The sequence below is a fragment of the Klebsiella sp. CN_Kp104 genome, assembly GCF_040064515.1.
Taxonomy (GTDB): Bacteria; Pseudomonadota; Gammaproteobacteria; order Enterobacterales; family Enterobacteriaceae; genus Klebsiella; species Klebsiella aerogenes.
On the sequence record NZ_JBEAII010000007.1, the window covers coordinates 229,685 to 255,296 of the forward strand.

The 25,612-nt window shown below is 54.7% G+C and carries 22 protein-coding genes; 11 read left to right on the top strand and 11 right to left on the bottom strand.

The window, feature by feature from the left end; translation table 11 throughout:
* Positions 1 to 103: 103 nt before the first annotated feature.
* Positions 104 to 2,134, bottom strand: coding sequence for an alpha-amylase (locus ABLU80_RS11020; RefSeq protein ID WP_348849970.1), 2,031 nt, complete (start codon positions 2,132 to 2,134; stop codon positions 104 to 106).
* Positions 2,135 to 2,449: 315 nt separating this feature from the next.
* Between ABLU80_RS11020 and ABLU80_RS11025 the strand changes: the two genes are divergently transcribed.
* Positions 2,450 to 3,277: a protein bax gene (locus ABLU80_RS11025; RefSeq protein ID WP_020077703.1), complete on the top strand. Its 828-nt coding sequence runs from the start codon at positions 2,450 to 2,452 to the stop codon at positions 3,275 to 3,277.
* A 43-nt stretch (positions 3,278 to 3,320) separates the two neighbouring features.
* Here the strand turns inward: ABLU80_RS11025 and xylR are convergent, their stop codons facing one another.
* From xylR to xylF, 4 genes are all read right to left on the bottom strand, one after another.
* Positions 3,321 to 4,499 (bottom strand): D-xylose utilization transcriptional activator XylR, encoded by a 1,179-nt coding sequence (xylR, locus tag ABLU80_RS11030; RefSeq protein ID WP_047048270.1) that lies wholly within the window; start codon positions 4,497 to 4,499, stop codon positions 3,321 to 3,323.
* Positions 4,500 to 4,622: 123 nt separating this feature from the next.
* Positions 4,623 to 5,804 (bottom strand): xylose ABC transporter permease XylH, encoded by a 1,182-nt coding sequence (gene xylH / locus ABLU80_RS11035; RefSeq protein WP_348849971.1) that lies wholly within the window; start codon positions 5,802 to 5,804, stop codon positions 4,623 to 4,625.
* Positions 5,782 to 7,323 (bottom strand): xylose ABC transporter ATP-binding protein, encoded by a 1,542-nt coding sequence (locus ABLU80_RS11040; RefSeq protein WP_020077705.1) that lies wholly within the window; start codon positions 7,321 to 7,323, stop codon positions 5,782 to 5,784. The genes xylH and ABLU80_RS11040 overlap by 23 nt, the downstream gene beginning before the upstream one ends.
* A 64-nt stretch (positions 7,324 to 7,387) precedes the next feature.
* A complete protein-coding gene (gene xylF, locus ABLU80_RS11045) occupies positions 7,388 to 8,383 on the bottom strand; it encodes a D-xylose ABC transporter substrate-binding protein (protein ID WP_032715308.1) in 996 nt (331 codons plus the stop codon).
* Between the two features lie 372 nt (positions 8,384 to 8,755).
* Between xylF and xylA the strand changes: the two genes are divergently transcribed.
* From xylA to yiaA, 4 genes are all read left to right on the top strand, one after another.
* Positions 8,756 to 10,078, top strand: coding sequence for a xylose isomerase (gene xylA, locus ABLU80_RS11050; RefSeq protein ID WP_015703780.1), 1,323 nt, complete (start codon positions 8,756 to 8,758; stop codon positions 10,076 to 10,078).
* Positions 10,079 to 10,173: 95 nt separating this feature from the next.
* Positions 10,174 to 11,628 carry a xylulokinase gene (gene xylB / locus ABLU80_RS11055; RefSeq protein WP_063446312.1) on the top strand — a complete coding sequence of 485 codons (1,455 nt, stop codon included), beginning with the start codon at positions 10,174 to 10,176 and terminating at the stop codon, positions 11,626 to 11,628.
* Positions 11,629 to 11,797: 169 nt separating this feature from the next.
* Entirely contained in the window at positions 11,798 to 12,175 is a 378-nt protein-coding gene (yiaB, locus tag ABLU80_RS11060) for an inner membrane protein YiaB (RefSeq protein WP_045359257.1), read from the top strand.
* Positions 12,176 to 12,209: 34 nt separating this feature from the next.
* Positions 12,210 to 12,650, top strand: coding sequence for an inner membrane protein YiaA (yiaA, locus tag ABLU80_RS11065; protein ID WP_047079860.1), 441 nt, complete (start codon positions 12,210 to 12,212; stop codon positions 12,648 to 12,650).
* Positions 12,651 to 12,686: 36 nt separating this feature from the next.
* Here the strand turns inward: yiaA and ABLU80_RS11070 are convergent, their stop codons facing one another.
* Entirely contained in the window at positions 12,687 to 13,682 is a 996-nt protein-coding gene (locus tag ABLU80_RS11070; protein WP_047079861.1) for an acyltransferase, read from the bottom strand.
* Between the two features lie 179 nt (positions 13,683 to 13,861).
* Here ABLU80_RS11070 and ABLU80_RS11075 point away from each other — a divergent pair, with 179 nt between their 5' ends.
* From ABLU80_RS11075 to ABLU80_RS11095, 5 genes are all read left to right on the top strand, one after another.
* Entirely contained in the window at positions 13,862 to 14,167 is a 306-nt protein-coding gene (locus ABLU80_RS11075; RefSeq protein WP_015369210.1) for a YsaB family lipoprotein, read from the top strand.
* A gap of 138 nt (positions 14,168 to 14,305) precedes the next feature.
* A complete protein-coding gene (gene glyQ, locus ABLU80_RS11080) occupies positions 14,306 to 15,217 on the top strand; it encodes a glycine--tRNA ligase subunit alpha (RefSeq protein WP_015369211.1) in 912 nt (303 codons plus the stop codon).
* A 9-nt stretch (positions 15,218 to 15,226) separates the two neighbouring features.
* The gene (gene glyS, locus ABLU80_RS11085) at positions 15,227 to 17,296 is read left to right on the top strand and encodes a glycine--tRNA ligase subunit beta (protein ID WP_348849972.1); all 2,070 of its coding nucleotides are present in this window, start codon (positions 15,227 to 15,229) and stop codon (positions 17,294 to 17,296) included.
* Between the two features lie 153 nt (positions 17,297 to 17,449).
* Positions 17,450 to 17,725, top strand: a complete 276-nt coding sequence (locus ABLU80_RS11090) for a hypothetical protein (protein WP_063446315.1) — start codon at positions 17,450 to 17,452, stop codon at positions 17,723 to 17,725.
* A gap of 287 nt (positions 17,726 to 18,012) precedes the next feature.
* Positions 18,013 to 19,632, top strand: a complete 1,620-nt coding sequence (locus ABLU80_RS11095; RefSeq protein ID WP_285198892.1) for an ABC-F family ATP-binding cassette domain-containing protein — start codon at positions 18,013 to 18,015, stop codon at positions 19,630 to 19,632.
* A gap of 97 nt (positions 19,633 to 19,729) precedes the next feature.
* Here ABLU80_RS11095 and cspA read toward each other — a convergent pair whose 3' ends face one another.
* The 3 genes from cspA to ABLU80_RS11110 form a co-directional block, all read right to left on the bottom strand.
* Complete coding sequence (cspA, locus tag ABLU80_RS11100; protein WP_000014594.1) at positions 19,730 to 19,942, bottom strand: RNA chaperone/antiterminator CspA; 213 nt, start codon at positions 19,940 to 19,942, stop codon at positions 19,730 to 19,732.
* Between the two features lie 264 nt (positions 19,943 to 20,206).
* Complete coding sequence (locus tag ABLU80_RS11105) at positions 20,207 to 20,497, bottom strand: HTH-type transcriptional regulator (RefSeq protein ID WP_015369214.1); 291 nt, start codon at positions 20,495 to 20,497, stop codon at positions 20,207 to 20,209.
* A gap of 246 nt (positions 20,498 to 20,743) precedes the next feature.
* Positions 20,744 to 22,102, bottom strand: coding sequence for an aromatic acid/H+ symport family MFS transporter (locus tag ABLU80_RS11110; protein ID WP_015703774.1), 1,359 nt, complete (start codon positions 22,100 to 22,102; stop codon positions 20,744 to 20,746).
* Positions 22,103 to 22,538: 436 nt separating this feature from the next.
* On the opposite strand from ABLU80_RS11110, the gene ABLU80_RS11115 reads away from it, so the two are divergent.
* On the top strand, positions 22,539 to 23,249 hold the full coding sequence (locus tag ABLU80_RS11115; RefSeq protein ID WP_015369216.1) for a DUF3053 domain-containing protein: 711 nt from the start codon (positions 22,539 to 22,541) through the stop codon (positions 23,247 to 23,249).
* 66 nt (positions 23,250 to 23,315) lie between these two features.
* Here the strand turns inward: ABLU80_RS11115 and ghrB are convergent, their stop codons facing one another.
* On the bottom strand, positions 23,316 to 24,287 hold the full coding sequence (gene ghrB, locus ABLU80_RS11120; protein WP_348849973.1) for a glyoxylate/hydroxypyruvate reductase GhrB: 972 nt from the start codon (positions 24,285 to 24,287) through the stop codon (positions 23,316 to 23,318).
* Positions 24,288 to 24,311: 24 nt separating this feature from the next.
* Positions 24,312 to 25,592, bottom strand: a complete 1,281-nt coding sequence (locus tag ABLU80_RS11125; RefSeq protein WP_015369218.1) for an MFS transporter — start codon at positions 25,590 to 25,592, stop codon at positions 24,312 to 24,314.
* Between the last annotated feature and the right edge of the window lie 20 nt (positions 25,593 to 25,612).

A 25,612-nucleotide genomic window follows, 5' to 3' on the forward strand; every position in this document is an offset into this window, starting at 1 on the left:
CACAGGAGGGAGCGATTTAATTTTTGTTCTGCTAATAGGATGAATTTTAGTAATTTGTGCTGCAAAGGCTCCCGCCAGCGGCAAGGAGCCCGGTAAGCGTCTGCTATTGCTGTCCGACCCAGACAACCATCACTTTATCAGCGCTGCTTTCACGCACGAAACCATAGCCCTGCTCTAGCGTCAGCGTCTGTTGTTTACCCATACCAATGGCCGGATGGCGGGCGCGGAATTGGGCGATTTTTTGCCAGTGCGCGACGTTACCGGCCGCGTTGCCGGCAACATCCTGCCAGTTCATATCGGAGCGGGTACCCTGCAGCGGGTCGGAGCCCGTGGGGCCGAACGGGCGCGAAGATTCATCGCCATAGAAGAGTTGTACGGCGCCTGGCGCGAGTAATAGCAGTTCCGCCGCCCGGCTGCCGCCTTCGCGGAACAGGCGGGTATCGTGCGAGGAGAGATAGCTCAGCACGTTGAAACCCTGCAGCTTGTCCGCCATCTGCTGCCAGGTGGCGTCCATGTCTGCCAGACAGTCCACCGCTTTCGCCGCTTGATCCTGATAATCGAAATTAATCATCGCGTCGAAGCCGTGGCGATAGTAGTCGCTTTGCATTACGCCGTGACCCCAGGCCTCGCCGGTCATCCAGAATGGCGCATCATCCAGCGCTTTCTGCGGATTCGCTTTTTTCCATTCCGCCAGCGCGGCCGTGGCCTGCGTTTTGAGCTGCTGCCAGGCGTCCGGTTCGACGTGTTTCGCGGTATCGACGCGGAAACCGTCAATCCCGTAGTCGCGTACCCATTGGCTAAGCCAGTGGGTCAGATAGTCCCGCGGCGTGTAGCCGGCTATCTCTTTGGCGGCGGTATCTGGCTTGTGACGATAGAAATTTGGCAGGCCAGAAGGGATCGTCGATTCGGTTTTCAGGTCCGGCAGGAACGCCAGCGACATGGTGAAATCGTCGAAACCCGGATTGTCGTAGTCGCCGATATCGGTGCGGATCCATTTTTTCCCCCACCATTGTTCCCAGCCTGCTTTATCGCTGAAGTTGATGTAATCATTGAAGCTGTGCCAGCTTTGCCCCGACGCCGGTTTCCAGTCGGTCCAGCGCTCGCCAAGCGTTTTTTTCAGTTCATCGCCTTTCAGGTACAACGAACCGAAGTGAAATTCCTGCATATCGGCGAGCGTGGCGTAACCGGCGTGATTCATGACGATATCAAACAGCACGCGTATACCGCGCCGATGGGCCTCATCAACCAGTTGTCGAAGGTCGGCTTCGTCGCCCATGTTGGCGTCAAGACGGGTCCAGTCCTGGGTGTAGTAACCGTGATAGGCGTAGTGGGGAAAGTCGCCTTTGGTGCCGCCGCCGACCCAGCCGTGAATTTGCTCCAGCGGTGAACTTATCCATAGCGCGTTGACGCCAAGCTGTTGCAGATAATCCAGCTTGCTGGTCAGCCCTTGTAAATCGCCGCCGTGGAAGGTGCCTATCTCCTGCATACCGTCTTTATGGCGCCCGTAGCTGTTGTCGTTGGCCGGATTGCCGTTGACGAAGCGATCGGTCAGGACAAAATAGATCGTGGCGTTGTGCCAGTTAAACGGCGCGCTGGCGGCGCTATTCGCTTGTTCAAGCAGCAGGAGCCCATTACTACCAGCGGCGGGCCGCAGCGTGACTTTGCCCGCTTTCACCGTGGCGATATTACCGCTATAAAAATCGCGGACCTGGCTTCCTTCAGCAAACGTTTGGCCGACGTCGAGCGTCAGCGGTTTACCATCCCATTTGGGACACTGGCGCAGCAGCGGCTGCGTACTGGTAGTGTGCTGTTCCGCCAGCGACAGCATCAGCGTTGGCGTACCGGAGCGGGTATCGACTTCCAGCGTATAGCGCCCGTCACGGAACACGCGCCACTGCGGCGGCGTATCCCGGCAGGGTTCCAGCGACAGCATCTGATTGAGTTTTATCGCCCCCGCAGGCTGCCAGCACTGTTGGTCAAAACTTATCCGCAAAGGGCGGGTACCCTTCGTCACCTCATTTTGCGTCGTGAAACGGCCTGCATCCTGTTCAGTGAAGGCGGGGAAGTCAGCGGTTGTCCAGGCGGCAAAGGCCATCCCGGGCAGCAGTAGCGAGGCAAGCGCAGCGAGTTTCATGCTGGAGTCCTGTTAGTGGTTTTTATCACAGTGTGTCTGCGCGCCATAAGGTTGAAATCATCCCGCCGGTAATTTTGCGGGGAGGATGAAAAGGGGTGAGTGATTTAGCTCAAAAAATGAGCTATAAATGAGACGGAGATAGCATTTCTGCACATTCGCGACGGTGCAGAAACCGATTTCAGGTGACAGCAATTCGGAATTGGACTATTTCTCTTGATGCTCTCTCTGGGTATTTTTGATACTATTCGCGATTCAACTATCGATTTTTTGCGAAAAACAAGGTGTTGGAATGAGTAAATCCGACCAGGAGACCTAATGATATCGATTCCCATGCGACGATATGGGGCTGCGATACTCATGTTACTTACCTGTATATTTTCAGGTAGTGTGTTGGCGACAACGCACACAGCAACAAAGAGTCATAAAGCCTCAGTAGTTAAGAAAGTAAAGAAGCCTAGTAGTATCAAGGTTAGCAGTAAACAAGAGTATTCTCGCAATAGTGTAAAGAGCAGTTCACTTCCTGATTTGCGAAAATACCCTTCCGGGACACCAAGGAAAAAAGCGTTTCTCCGGACGGTTATGCCTTACATTACAAAGCAAAATCAAGCGATCACGGCAGATCGTAACTGGCTTGTCTCTAAGCAATACGACGGCCGTTGGTCGCCGAGCGAGCAGGCGCGTCTGAAAGATATCGCCTCACGTTATAAAGTGAAGTGGTCTGGCAATACTCGCCGTATACCATGGAACTCGCTGCTTGAGCGCGTCGACATTATTCCAAACAGCATGGTGGCGACCATGGCGGCGGCGGAAAGCGGTTGGGGCACCTCGAAGCTGGCGCGCGTGAACAACAACCTGTTTGGTATGAAGTGCGGCGGCGGTAATTGTCGCGGTGCGATGAAAGGCTACTCCCAGTTTGAATCGGTCGAGCAGTCGGTTCAGGCTTACGTAAGAAACCTTAACACGCATCCGGCTTATTCATCCTTTCGTAAGTCTCGCGCACAGCTGCGTAAGACGGACCAGGAAGTAACTGCCAGCGCGATGATCCACAAGTTGAAGGGGTACTCGACGAAAGGGTCGAGCTATAACAACTATCTCTTCGCTATGTATCAGGACAATCAGCGCTTAATTGCCGCTCATATGTAATCATCAATGCCCGGTGCGTAAGCCCGGGCATTTTTCTTTTCTGCTACATCATCACTTCACTGTGCCGATCGCGGTATTCTTTCGGCGTCACGTCGTACTCTTTCTTAAACACTGAATAGAAATACTGCAGCGACGGATAACCGCACATCTGCGAAATTTCGTTTATCGATAGCGTGGTGGAGACCAGCAGGCTGCGCGCTTTTTCCAGCTTTTCGCTGTGGATCACCGTGTGGATGGTCTCGCCGACCTCTTCTTTAAAGCGTTTCTCCAGATTAGAGCGAGAGATGCCTACGGCGTCGAGCACCTGCTCAACCTTGATGCCTTTGCAGGCGTGATTGCGGATATAATGCATCGCCTGAATCACCGCAGGGTCGGTGAGCGAGCGATAATCGGTGGAGCGCCGCTCAATGACGCGCATCGGCGGCACCAGCAGCCGCTGTAGCGGTAGCGCTTCGTTTTCCAGTAATCGATGCAGAAGTTTCGCCGCCTGGTAGCCCATCTGCCGGGTACCCTGCGCCACGGAAGAGAGCGCGACGCGGGAGAGGTAGCGGGTCAGTTCTTCGTTATCGATGCCAATGACGCACAGTTTTTCCGGCACCGGAATATGCAGCAGCTCACAGGCCTGCAGAATGTGACGGGCGCGGGCATCGGTCACGGCAATAATGCCGGTTTGCGGCGGCAGCGTTTGCAGCCAGTCGGCAAGCCGATTTTGCGCATGCTGCCAGTTTTCCGGCGCGGTCTCCAGCCCCTGATAGACCACGCCACGGTATTTCTCTTTGGCGACTAGCTGGCAGAAGGCGTGTTCGCGCTCCCTCGCCCAGCGCTTGCCGCTGGATGTCGGTAGCCCGTAAAAAGCGAAACGGTTCACGCCTTTTTCTTTCAGATGCAGGAATGCGCTTTCGACCAGCGCGGCATTATCGGTGGCGATATAGTGAACAGGCGGATAGCATTCTGGCTGGTGATAGGAGCCGCCGACGCCGATAATTGGCACTTTGACATCCGCCAGCAGTTTTTCTATCTCCGGGTCGTCGTAATCGGCGATAACGCCATCGCCCAACCACTCTTTGATGTTTTCGATACGCGCGCGAAAATCTTCTTCGATAAAGATATCCCATTCCAGCTGCGATGCCTGCAGATATTCGCCAACGCCTTCAACCACCTGACGGTCATAGGCTTTGTTGGCGTTGAATAACAGCGTAATGCGGTGACGCTTTTCAAACATAGATGATATTCCTGCTCTTACCCCGGTCATACAATACCGGCTAATGCCCGAATTATTTCAAGCGCCTTATTGCGAAGTTTGGCGGTGGCGCAAGTTATTCGGGCATTTTTCATAGTGATACCGTTATGTTCTCCGTTTGGTAGCCGAATCCATCCAGACCGCCAACAGTAAAATGGCGCCTTTGACTATGTATTGCCAGAAGGTGGCGACGTCCATCATGCTCATGCCATTATCCAGCGCCGACATAATAAACGCCCCCATTATGGCCCCTGCCACGCTGCCGATACCGCCCGCCAGGCTGGTGCCGCCAATCACGCAGGCGGCGATGGCGTCCAGTTCGGCGATATTGCCGGCGGAAGGCGAACCCGCTCCCAGTCGCGAACTGAGGATCAACCCGGCGATGGCGACCATCAGGCCGTTAATAGCGAAGACTGCCAGCTTGGTGCGCTCGACGTTAATCCCGGAGAGGCGGGCCGCTTCCAGATTGCCGCCAATGGCATAGATACGACGGCCAAAAGCGGTGCGGGTCGCCATAAACATGCCCGCCAGCAGCAGGGCGGCGAGTATCAGCACCGGCGTCGGCACGCCGCGATAATCATTGAGCAACCAGATAGCGCCCAGCACGATAACTGCGATGATGGTCTGACGGCCAACGGCGCCGCCAGAACTGGTGGTCGCCAGCCCTAACGCCTGTCGGCGCATCCGCCCGCGCCATTGCCAGATGATAAAGGCCGCCATGCCAATAACGCCGATACCAAAGCCGATGCCGTCCGGTAAATAACTTTGGCCGATTTGCGACATCGCCGGCGTGGTGGGCGAGACGGTGGTACCGTTGGTAATACCGATTAAAATTCCGCGAAACGCCAGCATCCCGGCAAGGGTAACAATGAAAGAGGGCACCTTGCGATAGGCGACCCACCATCCGTTCCACGCGCCGAGCAGCAGCCCCATGACCAACGTAACGAGGATGGTGAGCGGCAGCGGCCAGCCGAGCCAGACGTCGAAAATCGCCGCCGCGCCGCCGAGCAGCCCCATCATCGAGCCGACGGACAGATCGATTTCCGCCGAAATGATCACGAACACCATGCCGACGGCGAGGATGCCGGTGATGGCGGTTTGCCGCAGGAGGTTGGAGATATTACGCGCGCTCAGATAGGCGCCGTCGGTAACCCAGGTAAAGAACAGCATAATGGCGATAATCGCGGCGATCATCACGAAAACCTGGAGATTGAGCCCTTTCAGCGCCGGAAAAGCGGCAGGGGCGGATGGCGTAAGTTTGATTTCAGACGACGTGTTTTTCGACATGGCGTTCGCTCCTCAGTGCGGCTTCCATCACCTGTTCCTGGGTCAGACCTTGGTTATGCAAATCGGCCTTAAGCTTGCCTTCGTGCATCACCAGTACCCTATCGCTCAGCCCGAGCACTTCAGGCAGTTCGGATGAGATCACGATGACGGCGATGCCTTGCTGCACCAGTTGATTGATAAGCTTGTAGATTTCGTATTTCGCACCGATATCGATGCCGCGGGTTGGTTCATCGAGGATTAAAATGCGCGGATTGAGCAGCAGGCAGCGGGCCAGAATCGCCTTTTGTTGATTGCCGCCGCTCAGGCGGCCAATCGCCAGATCCGGCGATGACGTTTTGATTTTCAGCCGCTGAATCGACTGCTGAATGCAGTGCTGCTCCGCGGCGTCGTCGAGGCTGCTTGCCGGACCGGTGAACTGGTTTAATGCCGCGAGAGTGATGTTCTTGCCGACAGCCATCACCGGCACGATGCCGTCTTTTTTGCGGTCTTCCGGCACCATGGCGATGCCATGGGCAATTGCCTGTTGGCAGTTGTTAATCGTCACCGGCTGTCCGTCGATAAAGATGCTTCCCTGCCAGCGCCCCGGCCAGACGCCAAACAGACATTGCACCGCCTCGGTGCGCCCGGCGCCGACTAACCCGGCGATGCCAAGGATTTCGCCGCGGCGGAGGGAAAACGACACGTCGTTGACGCGCTTGATATGACGGTTAACCGGGTGCCAGGCGGTGAGATGCTCGACCCGCAAGATCTCATCGCCATGACTATGTGGTTCATTTGGGTACAGCGCCGTGAGCTCGCGCCCGACCATCATAGTGATGATGTCATCTTCATTCATCCCGCTGGCGTCGCGGGTGCCAATATGCTGACCGTCACGTATTACGCAGATAGTGTCGGAGATGGCTTTAACTTCATTGAGCTTGTGCGAAATATAAATACAGGCGATGCCGTGGTTTTGCAGATCGCGAATAATCGCCAGCAGCGTCGCGGTTTCTTGTTCGGTTAATGATGCCGTGGGTTCATCGAGGATCAGCAAACGTACCTGTTTATTTAGCGCCTTGGCAATCTCGACCAGCTGCTGCTGGCCCAGGCCTAAATCGCCAACGCGGGTATCGGGCGAGATCGATAAATTCACCTGCGCCAATAGCTTCTGGCAGCGCAGGGTCATGGTTTCGTAATCCAGCAGGCCATGGCGTGAGATCTCGGCGCCGAGAAAGATATTTTCCAGCACCGTGAGATGTTTCACCAACGCCAGCTCCTGGTGAATAATGGCGATACCTTTACGCTCGGTATCGCGAATATGATTCGCCTGTAACGTCTCACCAGCGAAAATAATTTCACCTTCGTAGCTGCCGTGCGGATAGATCCCGCACAGCACTTTCATCAGCGTTGATTTCCCCGAACCATTTTCACCGCATAACGACACCACTTCCCCGGCATTCAGCCGCAGGCTGACGTTATCCACGGCCTTAACCGCGCCGAAGGCTTTGGTGATGTTCTTCATTTCGAGTAACCAGGACATAGAGACTCCGCAAAAGCGATATCCGGCAGGACGAAAATGACGCCCCGAGGCGGGGCGTCAGCCATTACAGTTCACTCTTTTTGTGGAAACCGTCTTTAATCACCGTGGCGTCAATATTCTCTTTATTGACTTCAATTGGCGTTAACAGGCGCGAGGGGACATCTTTTAAGCCGTTATTCAACGTGGCGTCAGCCTTGGGTTGCTGGTCATTGCCTAATTCAACGGCGATTTCGGCAGCGCTAGTGGCAAGCGTGGTAATCGGTTTATAAACGGTCATTGTCTGGGTGCCGGAAATAATACGTTTCACGCCAGCCAGATCGGCATCCTGCCCGGAAATGGCGACTTTACCCGCCAGCCCCTGGGCGCTTAGCGCCTGGATAGCGCCACCGGCGGTCGCATCATTGGAAGCCACTACCGCGTCAATTTTGTTGTTATTCGCCGTCAGCGCGTTTTCCATGATTTTTAACGCATTTTCCGGCAGCCAGCCGTCGACCCACTGATCGCCGACGATCTTAATTTTGCCCTCATCGACATAAGGTTTGAGCACCTTCATCTGGCCGGCGCGGAACAGTTTGGCGTTATTATCCACCGGCGAGCCGCCCATCAGGAAATAATTACCCTGCGGCACTTTGTCAACCAGGCTTTGGGCCTGCATTTCACCGACTTTTTCATTGTCGAAAGAAATATAAAAATCGATGTCAGCATTATTAATCATGCGATCGTAGGCGAGGACTTTAATTCCCTCCTGCTTCGCTTCTTTAATAACGTTACTGAGCACCTGGCCGTTGTAAGGAATAATTACTAAAACATCGACGCCGCGATTGATCATATTTTCAATTTGCGACATTTGCGTTTCTTCGTTGCCATTGGCGGATTGCACAAATACTTTGGCACCTAATGATTCCGCTTTATTGACGAAAATATCGCGATCTTTTTGCCAGCGTTCCAGACGAAGGTCGTCGATGGCCATCCCAATCTTAACTTCTTTAGCCATGCCCGCCATGCTGGCGAGAAGGAGCGATGAGGCGCAGAGCGTAAGGCAAAGGTTCTTTATCTTCATAATAACGATACCTTTTCAAAGGGTAGGTAAGGCGTACAGGAATAAACTTCAGGTTGCAGATACGTTGCAGATTCTTAACGGGGAAGCGAGGGCTGGCAATTACCTGTTCTTATTTTCGCATTATGAAATTTAGTTTGTTTTGTAATTTATGACCGCGATCGTATTTTATTCAAGAGTATGCAGGTTATTTCATTTCACATCCATCATAGGATTCCATAAATGATGTGGAGAGGAATTATTTTTGCGAGCTGGCGCACGTTTGTGGATTCTCTCAATGGCGGTGTGAAATAACGTAATTGAGGAAGGCGAAAGTGGAATTCTATATTGACGTATAACTTGTTACTCGCCGCACCCCTGAATATGGAGTTCTCTATGCAGACCTATTTCGATCAACTCGATCGCGTTCGTTATGAAGGCCCGAAATCGACTAACCCACTGGCTTTCCGTCACTACAATCCGGATGAATTAGTACTGGGTAAACGCATGGAAGACCACCTGCGTTTCGCTGCCTGCTACTGGCACACTTTCTGCTGGAATGGCGCGGATATGTTTGGCGTGGGGTCCTTCGATCGTCCATGGCAGCAGCCGGGCGAAGCGCTGGAAATGGCGAAACGTAAAGCCGAAGTGGCATTTGAGTTTTTCCATAAGTTGAATGTGCCGTATTACTGCTTCCATGATGTCGACGTTTCTCCGGAAGGCGCTTCGCTGAAAGAGTACAGCAACAACTTCGCGCAGATGGTGGACGTACTGGCGGAAAAACAGCAGCAGAGCGGCGTTAAACTGCTGTGGGGGACGGCAAACTGCTTTACCAACCCGCGTTATGGCGCAGGGGCGGCGACGAACCCCGATCCGGAAGTCTTTAGTTGGGCGGCGACTCAGGTGGTCACCGCAATGAATGCGACCCACAAGTTGGGCGGTGAAAACTACGTTCTGTGGGGCGGTCGCGAAGGCTACGAAACCCTGCTTAATACCGATCTGCGCCAGGAGCGCGAGCAGATTGGCCGCTTTATGCAACTGGTGGTTGAACACAAACACAAAATTGGTTTCCAGGGCACCCTGCTGATCGAGCCGAAGCCGCAGGAGCCGACCAAGCACCAATATGATTATGATGCCTCCACGGTTTACGGGTTCCTGAAACAGTTTGGTCTGGAAAAAGAGATTAAACTGAACATTGAAGCCAACCACGCCACCCTTGCCGGCCACTCTTTCCACCACGAGATCGCCACGGCTATTGCGCTGGGCCTGTTCGGTTCGGTGGACGCGAACCGCGGCGATGCGCAGCTGGGCTGGGATACCGACCAGTTCCCGAACAGCGTAGAAGAGAACGCCCTGGTGATGTATGAGATCCTCAAGGCGGGTGGCTTCACCACCGGCGGCCTGAACTTTGATGCTAAAGTTCGTCGCCAGAGCACCGACAAATACGATCTGTTCTACGGCCATATCGGCGCGATGGACACTATGGCGCTGTCGCTGAAAGTCGCGGCGCGCATGATTGAAGACGGCGAGCTGGATAAACGCGTGGCGAAACGCTACGCCGGCTGGAACGGTGAATTGGGCCAGCAGATCCTCACAGGCCAGATGACCCTGACCGACATCGCGCACTATGCGACTCAGCATAACCTGGCGCCGCAGCACCACAGCGGGCATCAGGAACTGCTGGAAAACCTGGTAAACCATTATCTGTTCGATAAGTAATGCCGACAAAAGTGCCCGCTAAAACCGGGCACTGGCTGTAAACCATTTGTGCTGCGCCACGCTTTGCCGTGGCGTTCGCGTTAAGGAGACGCTGCATGTATATCGGGATTGATTTAGGGACCTCGGGCGTAAAAGCCATTCTGCTCAATGAACAGGGCGACGTACTGGCGACGCATACCGAAAAACTGACCGTCTCGCGCCCGCATCCGCTCTGGTCCGAACAAGATCCCGAACAGTGGTGGCAGGCGACGAATACCGCGATGCAAGCGCTGGGCGCGCAACACTCCCTGCGCGAGGTAAAAGCTTTAGGCATCGCCGGACAGATGCATGGCGCCACGCTGCTCGATAAACAGCAGCGGGTCCTGCGTCCGGCGATTTTGTGGAATGACGGCCGCTGCGGCGAAGAGTGCATGCTGCTGGAAGAAAAAGTCGGCGCTTCGCGGCAAATCACCGGCAACCTGATGATGCCGGGTTTTACGGCACCGAAGCTGCTGTGGGTACAGCGTCACGAAGCCGAAATCTTTAAACAGGTCGATAAGGTCCTGTTGCCGAAGGATTACCTGCGGCTGCGCATGAGCGGTGAGTACGCCAGCGATATGTCCGACGCCGCCGGCACGATGTGGATGAACGTCGCGCGTCGTGACTGGAACGATGAAATGCTCGCCGCCTGCGGGCTCAGCCGCGACAATATGCCGGCCCTCTTTGAAGGCTGCGAGGTGACCGGCCATCTGCGCGCAGAGGTCGCTCAGGTGTGGAATATGCCGCGGGCGCTGGTGGTAGCGGGCGGCGGCGATAACGCGGCAGGCGCTGTCGGCGTTGGCATGGCCGATGCGGGGCAGGCGATGTTATCGCTGGGGACCTCCGGCGTTTATTTCGCCGTCAGCGATGGTTTTCTGAGTAAACCGGAAAGCGCGGTGCATAGTTTCTGCCACGCCCTGCCGGGCCGCTGGCACCTGATGTCGGTGATGCTCAGCGCCGCGTCTTGTCTGGATTGGGCGGCGAAGTTAACCGGCCTCGGCAGCGTACCGGCGCTGATCGCCGCGGCGCAATCGGCGGATGACAATGCCGACCCGGTGTGGTTCTTGCCTTATCTTTCCGGCGAGCGTACGCCGCACAACAATCCGCAGGCTAAAGGCGTGTTCTTCGGCCTTACCCATCAACATGGTCCCGCCGAACTGGCGCGGGCGGTGCTTGAGGGGGTGGGTTACGCGCTGGCTGACGGTATGGATGTTGTGCACTCCTGTGGTGTGAAGCCAGACAGCGTCACCCTTATCGGCGGCGGCGCGCGTAGCGCATACTGGCGGCAAATGCTCGCCGATATCAGCGGACAACAGCTGGATTTCCGCACCGGCGGCGATGTCGGCCCGGCGTTAGGCGCGGCAAGATTGGCGCAACTGGCCGTTCATCATGATGCGGCTTTCTCTGACCTCCTGCCGCAGCTACCGCTGGAGCAGGCGCATCTGCCTGATGCTCAACGGTTTGCCCGTTATGCGCCGCGTCGTGAAACGTTCCGCCAGATTTATCAGCAGCTTAAGCCGCTGATGTCATAAGTTGTTCTCGCCCCATCTATTGGGGCGAATTCCCTTCCTGAATGATTCGCTTCACATTGATTTAATTCACATATTTATTTATTCCGAATTGTTGATTCCAACTTGCTGAAACCGCCGCAACCGGCGATTCCCCGGTCATAATGAGGGTTACCATGGCCAGGGAGGCGCAATGAAATTAAAACGTACGACGGCAAGATTAGTCATGCTGCTGGGCTCGCTGGTTTACCTCATCGGCATCTGGCGAACGTGCCCGCTGTTCAGCGGTAAAGGCTATTTTCTTGGCGTGCTGGTGATGGGGATGTTTGCTGTCCTCACCCATCAACGAACGGAGCAGGAAGCGCAGCGAGATGATGATTTTATCTCCCTGTGCCGGTTGGTTCTGTTGCTATCGGCAGGATTGCTGCTGGTCGGCGCCTGGTTTGTTCCGGCGCCGTGGCGTGAAAAAAGTATTTACGTGATGGCATGGTTTGTCTGTATGTACGGTGCGTCAGCAACGTCTTATCCCGCTAAAGTCGCGGATAAAGCTCGCAATAACTCAATGGAATAAGCTGTCAGCCGACAGCGAAGAGAGGTAGTCAGCAATGGAAACTAAAGCGACGACATATTCACCCGCGTTTCATCTGATCTCATGGATTGCGCTGATTGGCGGCATACTGGTGTATCTGATTGGCTTGTGGAACGCGCAGATGGAGCTCAATGAAAAGGGTTACTATTTTGCCGTACTGGTGCTGGGACTCTTTTCCGCCGCCTCTTATCAAAAGACGGTACGCGATAAATACGAAAAGATTCCTACCACCGCCATGTATTACATGTCCTGCCTGATTGCCTTTGTGATTGCGGTTGGTCTGCTGGTGGTGGGATTGTGGAACGCAACGCTGATGCTAAGCGAGAAAGGCTTTTATGGCCTGGCGTTCTTTCTAAGCCTTTTCGGCGCGGTGGCGGTGCAGAAGAATATTCGTGATGCGTGGAATCGCTCGCCTGACAGTGAAGGTGGCGCAGTATCAGAAGATCCTGCCGAGTAAACGACGGCGCCCGTGTTGAACAGCGGGCGCCGCTTTTCAGCTCACCAACCGACGGCGATCAATTCGCTGAACCAGCGTAGACAGCGCCAGGCTACCCAACAGCGCGGCGGCGAAAATCCACACAATATCCAGCAAGGGCCAGCGGCTTAGCTCAAGGCCGCTAGCGCGCAGGGCGTGAATAAACAATGCGTGAAAGCCATAAATGCCTAATGAATGTCTGGAGATTAACGCGATACCCGGGAGCTCACGGCTATTGAGGATGTTTTTGCCCAGGGTGAATAACGAGATTGCACAGATAAACACAGCCGGCCCGCAATACAGATACCAGGTATCGCCAAAATCGCCTCGCCATTGCAGTTCATGCAGCGTACCGCGTGAAATGACCCACACCGCGGCGGTAAACAGCAGCGCGCACAGCAGGGTCAGTCCTCTTCTGTCGGTATTCATGGCGCCGATCGCCCGGCCCAGTATCCCGTACAGTACGTAGTAAAAGGTATCGCCGTTGATATAGAGATTTATCGGTAGCCATTCAATGCCGCCCGCCTTGATGCTTACCATATTGGGGTTGGCGATGAGGCCAATCACCAGCATCAGCGCCAGCAGCATTTTGCCGCTGACCTGCTTCACCTGAATCAGCGGCGAGAGCAGATAAATCACCACAATGGCAAAGAAAAACCACAGGTGATAAAACACCGGCTTCTGCAGTAAATTTTTTAATGACAGCTCAACGTTGATGTGGGTAAACAGGGTGATATAGATCAGCGCCAGCGCGCTATAGAATAGAATACACAGCGCGATGCGCAGATAATGGCGGGGCTGGGCGCTGCGTTCGCCAAAAAACAGATATCCTGAAATCATGAAAAAAAGCGGGACGCTGACCCGCGATGCCGAGTTAAGCAGATTCGCGATATCCCATTCGAACAAGCTGATGCTATGAGGATGGGTAATGTACCAGGTGGTACTGTGAATCATTACTACCATCAGGCATGCTATGCCACGCAAGTTGGTAATCCAGCTTATTTTTTCCTGCATCTGTACCTCATTGGCCCCTGCGTAAAAAGAGTCTGACTCCCGTCGTTTGTCGTCATCACAATGGAATATTCTGAGTTTTTCGCCACACTCTTGTAGGGCATCAGTGAGATTCGCAAAATGTTTGGCAAGTTTTACATGGTCTGCACGATAACAATTGGCTAACAAGGCGGTTGAGAAAAATGGTGATGAAATATTTCGTATCTGCCCTGGCGGCGCTGCTGCTGGTCGGCTGCAGCCAGACACCTGCTCAACCCGTTCAAAAAGCGCAAAAAGCACGTATTACGCCGCAAACTACGCTGAATATGGAAAAATTATGCAAGGATCAGGCGGCGTTACGTTACAGCACCGACACCCGTCGCGTCGACGTCAATCATTTCGAGCAGTTCCAGGCAAGCTATGAGCTTTCCGGTCTGACTTCGCGGAATGAACGCTTTGTCTGTTCTTTTGATCCAGACGGCCAGTTTTTACATCTTTCTATGCGCTAAATGCGGCTTAAACGCCGCACGATGGCGCCGCTTTGCTCAAATTTCGCTAAACAAAGGCCGTTTCATACTGTATATCTCGCAGCCAGCGGGTATACTGATCCCTTCCTTTAAATCCACACGTATCCAGCACGAAATAATATGCAAAAGTTTGATACCAGGACCTTCCAGGGCCTGATCCTGACCTTACAGGATTACTGGGCTCGTCAGGGCTGTACCATTGTTCAACCACTGGACATGGAAGTCGGCGCCGGCACATCCCACCCAATGACCTGCTTACGCGCGTTGGGGCCAGAGCCGATGGCGACCGCCTACGTACAGCCTTCTCGTCGCCCGACCGATGGCCGCTATGGCGAAAACCCGAACCGCTTACAGCACTATTACCAGTTCCAGGTGGTGATTAAGCCGTCTCCGGACAACATTCAGGAACTGTATCTCGGATCTCTGAAAGAGCTGGGTATGGATCCGACTATCCACGACATCCGCTTCGTTGAAGATAACTGGGAAAACCCGACTCTGGGCGCCTGGGGATTGGGTTGGGAAGTGTGGCTGAACGGTATGGAAGTAACGCAGTTTACGTACTTCCAGCAGGTTGGCGGGCTGGAGTGTAAACCGGTCACCGGCGAAATTACCTACGGCCTGGAGCGTCTGGCGATGTACATCCAGGGCGTGGACAGCGTATACGATCTGGTCTGGAGCGATGGCCCGCTGGGTAAAACCACTTACGGCGACGTTTTCCACCAGAACGAAGTGGAACAATCCACCTATAACTTTGAATATGCGGACGTAGACTTCCTGTTCACCTGCTTCGAGCAGTACGAGAAAGAAGCGCAGCAACTGCTGGCGCTGGAAACTCCGCTGCCGCTGCCAGCCTACGAGCGTATTCTCAAAGCCGCCCATAGCTTTAACCTGCTGGATGCGCGTAAAGCCATCTCCGTCACCGAGCGTCAGCGCTATATTCTGCGTATCCGCACCCTGACTAAAGCAGTGGCAGAAGCTTACTATGCTTCCCGTGAGGCCCTTGGCTTCCCGATGTGCAACAAAGACAAATAAGAGGCGGCCATGTCTGAGAAAACTTTCCTGGTGGAGATCGGCACCGAAGAGCTGCCACCAAAAGCACTGCGCAGCCTGGCTGAATCCTTCGCTGCCAACTTTACTGCGGAACTGGAAAACGCTGGCCTCGCGCACGGCGCCGTCGAATGGTTTGCCGCGCCGCGCCGTCTGGCGCTGAAAGTGGCGAATCTGGCAGCCTCACAGCCGGATCGTGAAGTCGAAAAACGCGGCCCGGCCATTGCCCAGGCGTTTGACGCTGAAGGTAAACCAAGCAAAGCGGCCGAAGGCTGGGCGCGCGGCTGTGGTATTATCGTCGATCAGGCTGAACGTTTGACCACCGATAAAGGCGAATGGCTGTTGTATCGCGCCCACGTTAAGGGGGAAAGCGCGCAAACGCTGCTGCCGAACATGGTGGCGACCTCGCTGGCTAAGCTGCCGATCCCGAAACTGATGCGCTGGGGCGCTTCTGACGTTCACTTTGTGCGTCCGGTTCACACCGTGACCCTGCTGTTGGGCGATCAGGTTATCCCGGCGACCATTCTGGGTATCGCTTCCGACCGTATCATCCGCGGGCACCGTTTTATGGGCGAGCCGGAATTCACCATCGACAATGCCGACCAGTATCCGCAGATTCTGCTGGAGCGCGGTAAAGTGATGGCCGACTACGCCGAGCGTAAAGCCAAAATCAAAGCGGATGCTGAAGCGGCGGCGCGTAAGATTGGCGGTAACGCTGACCTGAGCGAAAGCCTGCTGGAAGAAGTGACCTCGCTGGTCGAATGGCCGGTAGTGCTGACGGCGAAGTTTGAAGAGAAATTCCTCGCGGTGCCATCCGAAGCGCTGGTTTACACCATGAAGGGCGACCAGAAGTACTTCCCGGTCTATGCAAACGACGGCAAACTGCTGCCGAACTTCATCTTTGTGGCGAATATCGAGTCCAAAGATCCACAGCAGATCATCTCCGGTAACGAGAAGGTCGTTCGTCCGCGTCTGGCCGATGCCGAGTTCTTCTTCAATACCGACCGTAAAAAACGTCTGGAAGATAACCTGCCGCGTCTGGAAACCGTGCTGTTCCAACAGCAGCTGGGTACCCTGCGCGATAAGACCGATCGCATTCAGGCGCTGGCGGGCTGGATTGCCGAACAAATTGGCGCTGACGTTAACCATGCGACCCGCGCGGGCCTGCTGTCCAAGTGCGACCTGATGACCAACATGGTTTTCGAGTTCACCGACACGCAGGGCGTGATGGGGATGCACTACGCGCGCCATGACGGCGAAGCGGAAGATGTTGCGGTCGCGCTGAACGAGCAGTATCAGCCGCGTTTTGCCGGCGATGCGCTGCCGTCTAACCCGGTTGCCTGCGCGGTGGCTATTGCCGACAAGATGGACACTCTGGCGGGTATCTTCGGTATCGGTCAGCATCCGAAAGGCGATAAAGACCCGTTTGCGCTGCGCCGCGCCGCGCTGGGCGTACTGCGTATCATCGTTGAGAAGAACCTGAATCTCGATCTGCAAACGCTGACCGAAGAAGCGGTGCGTCTGTATGGTGAGAAGCTGACTAACGCCAACGTCGTTGATGACGTCATCGACTTCATGCTGGGCCGCTTCCGCGCCTGGTATCAGGACGAAGGCTATGGTGTTGATACTATTCAGGCGGTACTGGCGCGTCGCCCGACCCGCCCGGCGGATTTCGATGCGCGCATGAAGGCCGTGTCACACTTCCGTACGCTGGAAGAGTCCTCCGCCCTGGCGGCGGCAAACAAGCGCGTATCCAACATCCTGGCGAAATCCGACGAGACCCTGAACGATATCGTTCATGCCTCGGTGCTGAAAGAAGCGGCGGAAATCAAGCTGGCCGGTAATCTGGTAGTGCTGCGTGATAAACTCCAGCCTTACTTCGCCGAAGGCCGTTATCAGGATGCGCTGATTGAGCTGGCTGCGCTGCGCGAGCCGGTTGATGAGTTCTTCGAAAATGTGATGGTTAACGCTGAAGACAAAGATGTCCGCATCAACCGTCTGACGTTGCTGTCCAAACTGCGCGAGCTGTTCCTGCAGGTTGCGGATATTTCACTGCTGCAGTAACTATCTCGAGAAAGGTCAAAAGCCTGCCATCCGGCAGGCTTTTTTTATCGCCTAAGTGATGCCATATAAAATATTCTGGGCTTTAACAATATAGTCAGCTAAATTGCAGAATGAAAACAAAGGAATTGCTACTTATATTTAAGGATTGAATGTATGAGCAAGAAATCATGGGTGATGTTTCTATCCGGTTATCCCGTTGTCGCCATGCTTTTTCTCTATTTTGGTTGCTATGTGGGGTCGGGATATGAGGGAATAGCGTACTTGTTTTTAATGATATTAATGCTGGTTTCCAGCTTAATATTCAATGTAATCATGACCTTCGCAGCCATAAGGAGTGACAAGGATAATGACCTTGAGGGCTGGTTCTATTTTATCCCTGTTTTTACGCCTTTGTTCTGTGGTGGAGCGTTGGCAGTTAGCTTCACATAAATCATTAATAATTATTTTATTAATATAACAGAGAGTATTTATTTATTCGCTACGGGTATTTTCGGAGTACATCAACATTAACCTGAGTCGTATTTAGGATAGAATATCTCGCCATGATGAAAAAATAATCTTGAAATCCTGGCTCAGGTCTGGCTATCCTATGCCCCGACGAATCCCTCGTCTCACTGGAGCGCGCACGACAAATGAACAAACACGACTGATGAATTTCACGCCTTACCTCGCAAACGCTGCGGGTAGGGGAGTATTGATTTCATTCAGGAGTGCTTATGGCTCATTGTGCCCACACCCCCTCTTTTGTTTTACATCAGGTCACCTGTCAGTTCGCGACGGGACAGACGCTTTTTGGCCCGCTGAATTTATCGCTGGAACCGTTGCTTTGCGGCCTTGTCGGGCGAAATGGCGTTGGCAAGACACGCCTGTTGCGTCTGCTGGCGGGCCTTGATTCTCCTTCCGGCGGGCATATCGAACGGTCAGCTACCGTTGCCTGGGTGGCGCAGCAGCCGACCCTCACCGCCGGGACAACCGTCGCCTCGCTATTGGGTTATGCGTCCCTATTCGACGCCCTGTCCCGCCTTGAACAGGGAAAAGGGCTGGCAGATGACTTCGAACTGTTAGATGGCCGTTGGGATCTGCCCGACCGCCTGAGTTCAGCCTTCTGCGATGCCGGGCTCCCGGCATTCGCCGCCGATCGTCCTGCCTTTTCGCTCAGCGGCGGCGAACGAATGAAGGCGCTACTGTGCGGCGCATTCGTTTCTGGCGCGGACTATCTGCTGTTGGATGAACCCACCAACCATCTCGATCGTCAGGGCCGTGAGTGGCTGTATCAACAGCTGAAACTCTGGCGGGGCGGGGCCTTAATCGCCAGCCATGACCGTGAATTGCTGGCCCTGATGCCGAGGATTATTGAGCTGACGCCGGCGGCGCTGCGCAACTACGGCGGCAATTATGCTGAATATCAGCAGCAACGTGAAGCGGAGCAACAGGCTGCCCGCTCGGCGCTGGAACATGCCGCAATCGAACGGCGGCGCACCCGGGCGCGGATGCAAAAGGAGCATGATGCGGCCCAGCGGCGTTCGGCGCAGACGCTGCGTACCGTCGATACGTTGAATATCGCCTCTTTCGAGCGTGTGAAGTACAAAGGGGCGGCAAAAGAGCGTCCTGGCACGCTGCGCCGTCAGCATCGCGAACAGAATTGTAGTCTGAATGCCGCCGTGCACCAGGCACGGGAACGGGTAGAAGAAGATGATCCGGTGATGTTCACACTGCCTGGCAGTGAAGTGGCTGCCGGCAAGCAGGTACTGGTGCTGGAATCGCTGCAGTTGGCTCACTCATCCCCCGCGCCGCTCGACTGGCGGGTGGATGGCCCGATGCGCATCGCGCTAAAGGGGCCAAACGGCTGTGGCAAAACAACATTGTTGAAAACCCTGATGGGGCTGGAGCAGGCAACCGCTGGCGACGTCCGGCTGTCGGGGAGTGCGGCGTATCTCGATCAGCATCTGACGCAGCTGGATTTATCATTGTCGGTGATGGCGCACCTTAACCTGGGCGATACCCCACTGGATGAGGGAATACTGCGTAGCCGTCTGGCGCAGCTCCAGTTGGGAGCTGACAAGGTCAGTCTTCCGCTGGCGGCGTTAAGCGGCGGCGAACGCCTGAAAGCGGCGCTTGCCTGCGTGCTCTGGCGGCGGGACTCAACTCAATTGCTGCTGCTGGATGAGCCAACCAATCACCTCGATCTGGCGTCGACCCAGGCAATTGAAAGCGCGCTGGCGACGTTTCCCGGCGCGATGCTGGTGGTATCGCATGACGAGGCATTTTTACAGGGTCTGAAGCTGACCCATTGTCTGGAGTGGAGGGAAACGGGCTGGCATTTTGCCGCCCTCTGAATGACAACAGGCGCCATCTGCTGATGGCGCCTGTTGACGACAGATAAAAAAAATCCCCGCCATAAGGCAGGGATTTATTATTCTTAGCGGCTTGAACTTACAGAGAAGTTACGTTGCCAGCTGCCGGGCCTTTAGCGCCGCTTTCGATGGTGAAGGAAACTTTCTGACCTTCGTCCAGGGATTTGTAGCCATCGTTCTGGATAGCAGAGAAGTGTACGAACACGTCTTTAGAGCCATCGTCAGGAGTGATGAAGCCGAAACCTTTGTCAGCGTTGAACCATTTTACGATACCAGTCATTTTACCGGACATAGTGAATTACCTTTAAAAAAATTAGTGAGCCTTGCGGCGTAGTGGTCTGGACTACAGATTTAAAGCGATAAAGGGAAAGTTCACTACGGGGATATCTAATGGATAACCTTTGAAGGACTGCTCTATTCGACTGCTCTGTGGTCTGTACATCAAACCTGCGAGCATTAACGCATGTTCTCAGTCGGATAGCAAACTTTTTTTCATCAGGATATAAAACGGCCCTGCATCAGGACCGTTACCAAAAGAAGATAGTAAACCAGTTTTTCAATCTATTAGCTGCCTTGAGAGCTGGGGATTGGCCATCATCAGGCGCATCAATTTGAGCTCCGTGGATGAAGGTTTTACCCGTCGCGATTCCCACTCTTCAACCATCGCGACGCTGACGCCCATAGCATTGGCGAAATCATCTGTCTTAAGGCCTGTGCCCTTACGCAGCCGTTCGAATTCATTAAAAACGCTTGGGGTACGGGCGTGCGTAGCCGTTTGCGGCTGGTCTTTAAAAACAATCTGTTCCAGGTTACTCAACAAATCAAATACGGGATCTTTATATTCCATTGAGAGCTCCTATTCTGTCTCACTGCGGAGAGGAAAATACATCGAGCCATTTAAGAATAGTCGCAAAAGCAAGGAAAATAATAACCGAAGTGATTATTTGTCGGCGTGGTTTCGTTAATCACCCGGAAAAGCGGCGTGCGTAAAAGCTAAGGGGATGATTACTAAGAGTGTCAGCAGCTTTGGAAAATTTATGTAAATGATGGTTAGCGGCAAGAAAAAGCCAGCGCAGAGCGCTGGCTGGATTGATTAGGCTTTCTGTAGGTTTTTACCGTCATTTGGCTTAACGGCAGGTTGGCGCTGGCTCAGTTTGTATTTCACTACCAGGGCGATGGCGGATAAAAACGCCGGGATCGCCAGCATGGTGAAGATGGTTTCAAACGACAATTGTGCCTGCATCAGGAAAGCGCCGCTGAAGGCACCGAGGATCCCGCCGAAGCGGCCGATACCGAGCATCCAGGCAACGCCGGTGGCGCGGCCCTGGGTTGGATAGAACCCGGCAGCCAGCGCCGGCATTGATGATTGCGCGCCGTTCATAATGCTGCCAGCGATAAACACCATTACCCCCATCAACAGCAGATTGCTGGTTGAGAAACCCACCAGGCAAACAAAGACGCCGGTGAGCAGCCAGCCGACGGCAACCACTTTGTTAGGGTTGATCTTATCCATTAGCGCGCCGAGGATCAGCACGCCAATCCCGCCGCCGAGCGGGAACAGAGCGGTGATGATAGAAGCCTGGCTCATCGAGGCGCCGGTCTCGCGGATAAGCAGCGGCAGCCAACTGGTCAGCAGATAGAAAATCAGCAATCCCATAAAATAGGTCAGGCACAGCATCACGGTGCCCACGGCGTAGCGCGGGGAGAAAATCACGCCAATGGCTGACTTTTCCTTCACCTGGCCTGCTTCACGTAGCTCAAATTCAACCGCATCCGGCAACGGCGCGATACGCTTCAGGATGGCGGCGATCCGCTGCGCCGGCTGCCGTTTCACGACCATATAGCGTGCGGATTCCGGTAGCAGGAACATTAACGCCACGGCCAGCAGCAGCGGCATCACGCCGCCAAGCACCAGCACGCTTTGCCAGCCATAATGCGGGATCATCCAGGCCGACAGAAAGCCTCCCAGCGACGACCCCATTGGGAAGCCGACGAACATCAGGTTTACCATCAGCGCGCGGCGGCGTTCCGGAGCATATTCGCTCATTAGCGTCGCGGCATTCGGCATTGCCGCGCCTAAGCCCAATCCGGTGAGGAAGCGCAATAATGTCAGTTGGTTAAGGCTGCTGGCAAATGCGGTTAACAAACTAAAGCCGCCGAAAACCAGGATCGACATAATCAGCACTTTCTTGCGGCCAATACGATCGGCGAGCGGCCCGGCCGTCAGCGCGCCGACGGCGAGCCCGACCAGAGCGGCGCTCATTACCGGGCCCAGCGCGGATTTCTCAACCCCCCATTCCTGTACCAGGTCTGAGGCGATAAAACCAATAATCGCGGTGTCAAATCCGTCCATCGCGACGGTAATAAAACATAAGGCGAGAATCATCCATTGGTACTTCGTGAATGGATGTTCGTTGATAAAAGCCTGAATATCGATGGTTGTTTTCTTCATACGGCATTCCTGGCAGGCTGAGCGGGAGACAGAGGTATTGTTATAGTCTCCCTCGCTGTCATTGATGTTGTTTGTGCGATAATCGAACATAACGCCGTTAATCGCTCATTAATCAAACCATTGAACCTGCCTGTAGACAATGTGCCGCCTTCAGGAAGCGTGCGATTATCGTCCGCTTTGCGTAATTCCTTCGCCGGTAATTTTATTAATTTTAATTAAATCAAAAAGATATTTACTATTTTTTTGGCTTAAGTTATCGCGTTAAATGTGATGAACTTAACAGCGGGCCTGGCTGGCGCCGGGAAGGCGAAAAAGGGTATTTTCCGCGGTAAGATTATCAGGAAAGGGTATCCTGCAAGGCCGTCCTGGACTATCCTTGTCAGCGTCTGGCACGCGTGTGCCTGTTTGCGCTTTTTTTGGCTGAAGGAGTAAAAAAATGGCGACAGGAAAGTCCTGCTCTCGCTGGTTTGCGGCCGTTGCGGCCATATTAATGGTGGTTAGCCTGAGTGGGTGTTTTGATAAAGAAGGCGATCAGCGCAAAGCGTTCATCGACTTCCTGCAGAATACGGCGATGCGTAGTGGCGAACGTCTGCCTACGCTGACCGCCGATCAGAAAAAACAGTTCGGCCCCTTCGTGTCCGATTATGCGGTGATTTACGCTTATTCACAGCAGGTCAGCCAGGCGATGGATGCGGGTCTGCGCCCGGTGGTTGATAGCGTTAACGCCATTCGCGTGGCGCAGGATTATACCACTCAGCGTGAGCCGCTGCGGCAGGCTAACGGCGCGCTGGGCGTGCTGAGCCAGCAGCTGGAAAACGCTAAAATGCAGGCGGATGCCGCGCATGGCGCGCTGAAGCAGGCTGATGATCTTAAGCCGGTTTATGACCAGGTGTTTAATAAAGTCGTGACGGCGCCGGCGAATGCGCTGCAGCCGCTGATTCCGGCCGCGCAGGTCTTTACTCAGCAGCTGGTGCAGGTGGGTGATTTTGTCGCTCAGCAGGGGACGCAGGTGAGCTTCGTGGCTAACGGTATTCAGTTCCCGACGTCTCAGCAGGCAAGCCAGTACAATGCGCTGATTGCTCCGCTGGCCGCTCAGCATCAGGCCTTTAATCAGGCCTGGACGGCGGCGGTTAACGCCACGCGTTAATCGGTATATCGCTGTTCTCCCGGCTGACGGCGTAAGCGCCGCCGGCCGGGCTTCTGCTTTCCTCGCTTACTTCACCTGCGGGTTCACGCAGTTCTTCTCAACCTTGCCGTTCAATGCGTCAATCAGGTTATCTACCGCGCAGGCCGCCATGTTATAGCGGGTCTCGTGGGTGGCGGAACCAATGTGCGGCAGCGCGACCACGTTCGGTAGTTTCAGTAATGGCGAATCTTTTGCCAGTGGTTCATGTTCAAAGACATCAAGACCGGCGGCGTGGATCTCACCGGCCTGCAGCGCCGCAATCAGCGCCTGCTCGTCAACCACCGGACCGCGCCCGGCGTTAATGAAGATGGCGGAAGATTTCATTTTGGCAAACTGCGCTGCGCCGAACAGGTGGTGGGTCTCTTCGCTCAGCGGCAGGATCAGGCAGACGAAATCCGCTTCCTGTAACAGGGTATCCAGATCGCAGTAGCGGGCGTTAAAGCGCTCTTCCGCCTGTGGATGCTGCCGGCGCGCGTTATACAGAATCGGCATGCCGAAACCGAAGTGGGCGCGCTGCGCCAGCGCCATGCCAATGCGGCCCATGCCGACGATGCCCAGGGTTTTATGGTGTACATCGCAGCCGAACCAGTCCGGCCCGATGCTCCTGGTCCATTCGCCCGCTTTCACGCGTTCAGCGACCTCAACCACCCGACGCGCGGTGCTCAGCACCAGCGCCATCACCGTATCGGCGACGGTTTCGGTCAGCACGGTCGGCGTATGCATCAGCAAAATCTTGCGCGCGTTCAACGCATCGACATCAAAATTGTCGTAGCCGACAGACACGGTAGAGGTCGCACGCAGCTTCGGCATTTTCTCCAGTAACGCGGCGTCAACCTTTTCACTCGAACCCAGTAAACCTTCCGCCTGGGCGAAGGCCTCCGCGTGCTGTGAAACGGTTTCCGGACGCAGGTTTTTCACCTGGGTGACGGAAAAGTGTTCCTCCAGACGGTGTAACAGATCGTCGGGGAGCGTTTTATAGAGAATGACAGACGGCTTCATGCGAATCTCCGTAGCGTAAGTAGTTCAGGCGTGATGAGCGCCAAGCGGAAGTTTTTGATTCTTAGCAGGCTTAACAATTAAAGTAAGCCATACCGAGGCGAAAAGCGCCACACCCATGAAAATGTACGAGGCGGACGGGCTGCCGGTTGCGCCGTTGAGATAGCCGACGAACCACGAACCAAAGAAAGAACCCAGCGCTCCCATACTGTTGATCAGCGCCATCGCGCCGCCGGCGACGTTGCGTGGCAGCATCTCCGGGATAATCGCAAAGAACGGGCCATACGGGGCGTACATGGCCGCGCCGGCGATCACCAGCAGGGTATAAGAGACCCAGAAATGGTTGGCGCCGACGGCCCAGGAGCCGATGAACGCCAGCCCGCCAATGAGCAGCAGCGGCCAGACAAACAGCTTACGGTTCTGCATCTTATCGGAAGCCCAGGAGACGGCAATCATCGCAATCGTTGCCGCCAGATAGGGTACTGAAGAGAGCCAGCCTACTTCGACCATCCCCATGTTTTCGCCGCCGCTGCGGATGATTGACGGCAGCCACAGTACGAAACCGTACACGCCGATGCTCCAGGCGAAATATTGCATACACAGCAGCACCACGTTGCGTGAACGGAAGGCTTCGCCATAGTTACGTACCGCTTTGATACCCTGCTGTTCGCGCTCCAGCTGTTCCTGCAGCGCCGCTTTTTCACTTTCCGCCAGCCAGTTCACCTGCGACGGTTTGTCTTTCACCAGTACCCACCAGCAGAAGGCCCAAATCACAGCAGGGATCCCTTCAATGATAAACATTTCACGCCAGCCAAAGGCCTGGATCAGATAACCCGATACGACCGACATCCACAGTACGGTGACCGGGTTACCGAGGATCAGGAAAGTGTTAGCGCGTGAACGCTCTGATTTGGTGAACCAGTTACTGATGTAAATCAGCATCGCCGGCATGACCGCCGCTTCCACCACGCCAAGAATAAAGCGGATGGCCGCCAGCGCCGGGATGTTATGCACCACTCCGGTTAGCGAGGCGCAGCCGCCCCACAGGATAAGGCAGATAAAGATAAGTTTACGCACGCTGCGGCGTTCAGCGTAAATCGCTCCTGGGATCTGGAAGAAGAAGTATCCAAGAAAGAAAAGGGCGCCAAGCAGCGATGAGATGCCTTTGGTGATGCCAAGGTCTTCGGTAATGCCCGCGGCCGATGCAAAGCTGAAGTTGGCGCGGTCAAGGTACGCCAGGCTATACGTGATAAACACGATAGGCATGATGTACCACCAACGTTTTGCTGCATTTGTTGAACTGTTCATAGGCTTGCCTCTGTCAATGA

Bases quoted from the DNA above. Each gene is read 5' to 3' on its own strand.
- ABLU80_RS11020 (WP_348849970.1), bottom strand. From the start codon at position 2,134: ATGAAACTCGCTGCGCTTGCCTCGCTACTGCTGCCCGGGATGGCCTTT.
- ABLU80_RS11025 (WP_020077703.1), top strand. From the start codon at position 2,450: ATGATATCGATTCCCATGCGACGATATGGGGCTGCGATACTCATGTTA.
- xylR (WP_047048270.1), bottom strand. From the start codon at position 4,499: ATGTTTGAAAAGCGTCACCGCATTACGCTGTTATTCAACGCCAACAAA.
- xylH (WP_348849971.1), bottom strand. From the start codon at position 5,804: ATGTCGAAAAACACGTCGTCTGAAATCAAACTTACGCCATCCGCCCCT.
- ABLU80_RS11040 (WP_020077705.1), bottom strand. From the start codon at position 7,323: ATGTCCTGGTTACTCGAAATGAAGAACATCACCAAAGCCTTCGGCGCG.
- xylF (WP_032715308.1), bottom strand. From the start codon at position 8,383: ATGAAGATAAAGAACCTTTGCCTTACGCTCTGCGCCTCATCGCTCCTT.
- xylA (WP_015703780.1), top strand. From the start codon at position 8,756: ATGCAGACCTATTTCGATCAACTCGATCGCGTTCGTTATGAAGGCCCG.
- xylB (WP_063446312.1), top strand. From the start codon at position 10,174: ATGTATATCGGGATTGATTTAGGGACCTCGGGCGTAAAAGCCATTCTG.
- yiaB (WP_045359257.1), top strand. From the start codon at position 11,798: ATGAAATTAAAACGTACGACGGCAAGATTAGTCATGCTGCTGGGCTCG.
- yiaA (WP_047079860.1), top strand. From the start codon at position 12,210: ATGGAAACTAAAGCGACGACATATTCACCCGCGTTTCATCTGATCTCA.
- ABLU80_RS11070 (WP_047079861.1), bottom strand. From the start codon at position 13,682: ATGCAGGAAAAAATAAGCTGGATTACCAACTTGCGTGGCATAGCATGC.
- ABLU80_RS11075 (WP_015369210.1), top strand. From the start codon at position 13,862: ATGGTGATGAAATATTTCGTATCTGCCCTGGCGGCGCTGCTGCTGGTC.
- glyQ (WP_015369211.1), top strand. From the start codon at position 14,306: ATGCAAAAGTTTGATACCAGGACCTTCCAGGGCCTGATCCTGACCTTA.
- glyS (WP_348849972.1), top strand. From the start codon at position 15,227: ATGTCTGAGAAAACTTTCCTGGTGGAGATCGGCACCGAAGAGCTGCCA.
- ABLU80_RS11090 (WP_063446315.1), top strand. From the start codon at position 17,450: ATGAGCAAGAAATCATGGGTGATGTTTCTATCCGGTTATCCCGTTGTC.
- ABLU80_RS11095 (WP_285198892.1), top strand. From the start codon at position 18,013: ATGGCTCATTGTGCCCACACCCCCTCTTTTGTTTTACATCAGGTCACC.
- cspA (WP_000014594.1), bottom strand. From the start codon at position 19,942: ATGTCCGGTAAAATGACTGGTATCGTAAAATGGTTCAACGCTGACAAA.
- ABLU80_RS11105 (WP_015369214.1), bottom strand. From the start codon at position 20,497: ATGGAATATAAAGATCCCGTATTTGATTTGTTGAGTAACCTGGAACAG.
- ABLU80_RS11110 (WP_015703774.1), bottom strand. From the start codon at position 22,102: ATGAAGAAAACAACCATCGATATTCAGGCTTTTATCAACGAACATCCA.
- ABLU80_RS11115 (WP_015369216.1), top strand. From the start codon at position 22,539: ATGGCGACAGGAAAGTCCTGCTCTCGCTGGTTTGCGGCCGTTGCGGCC.
- ghrB (WP_348849973.1), bottom strand. From the start codon at position 24,287: ATGAAGCCGTCTGTCATTCTCTATAAAACGCTCCCCGACGATCTGTTA.
- ABLU80_RS11125 (WP_015369218.1), bottom strand. From the start codon at position 25,592: ATGAACAGTTCAACAAATGCAGCAAAACGTTGGTGGTACATCATGCCT.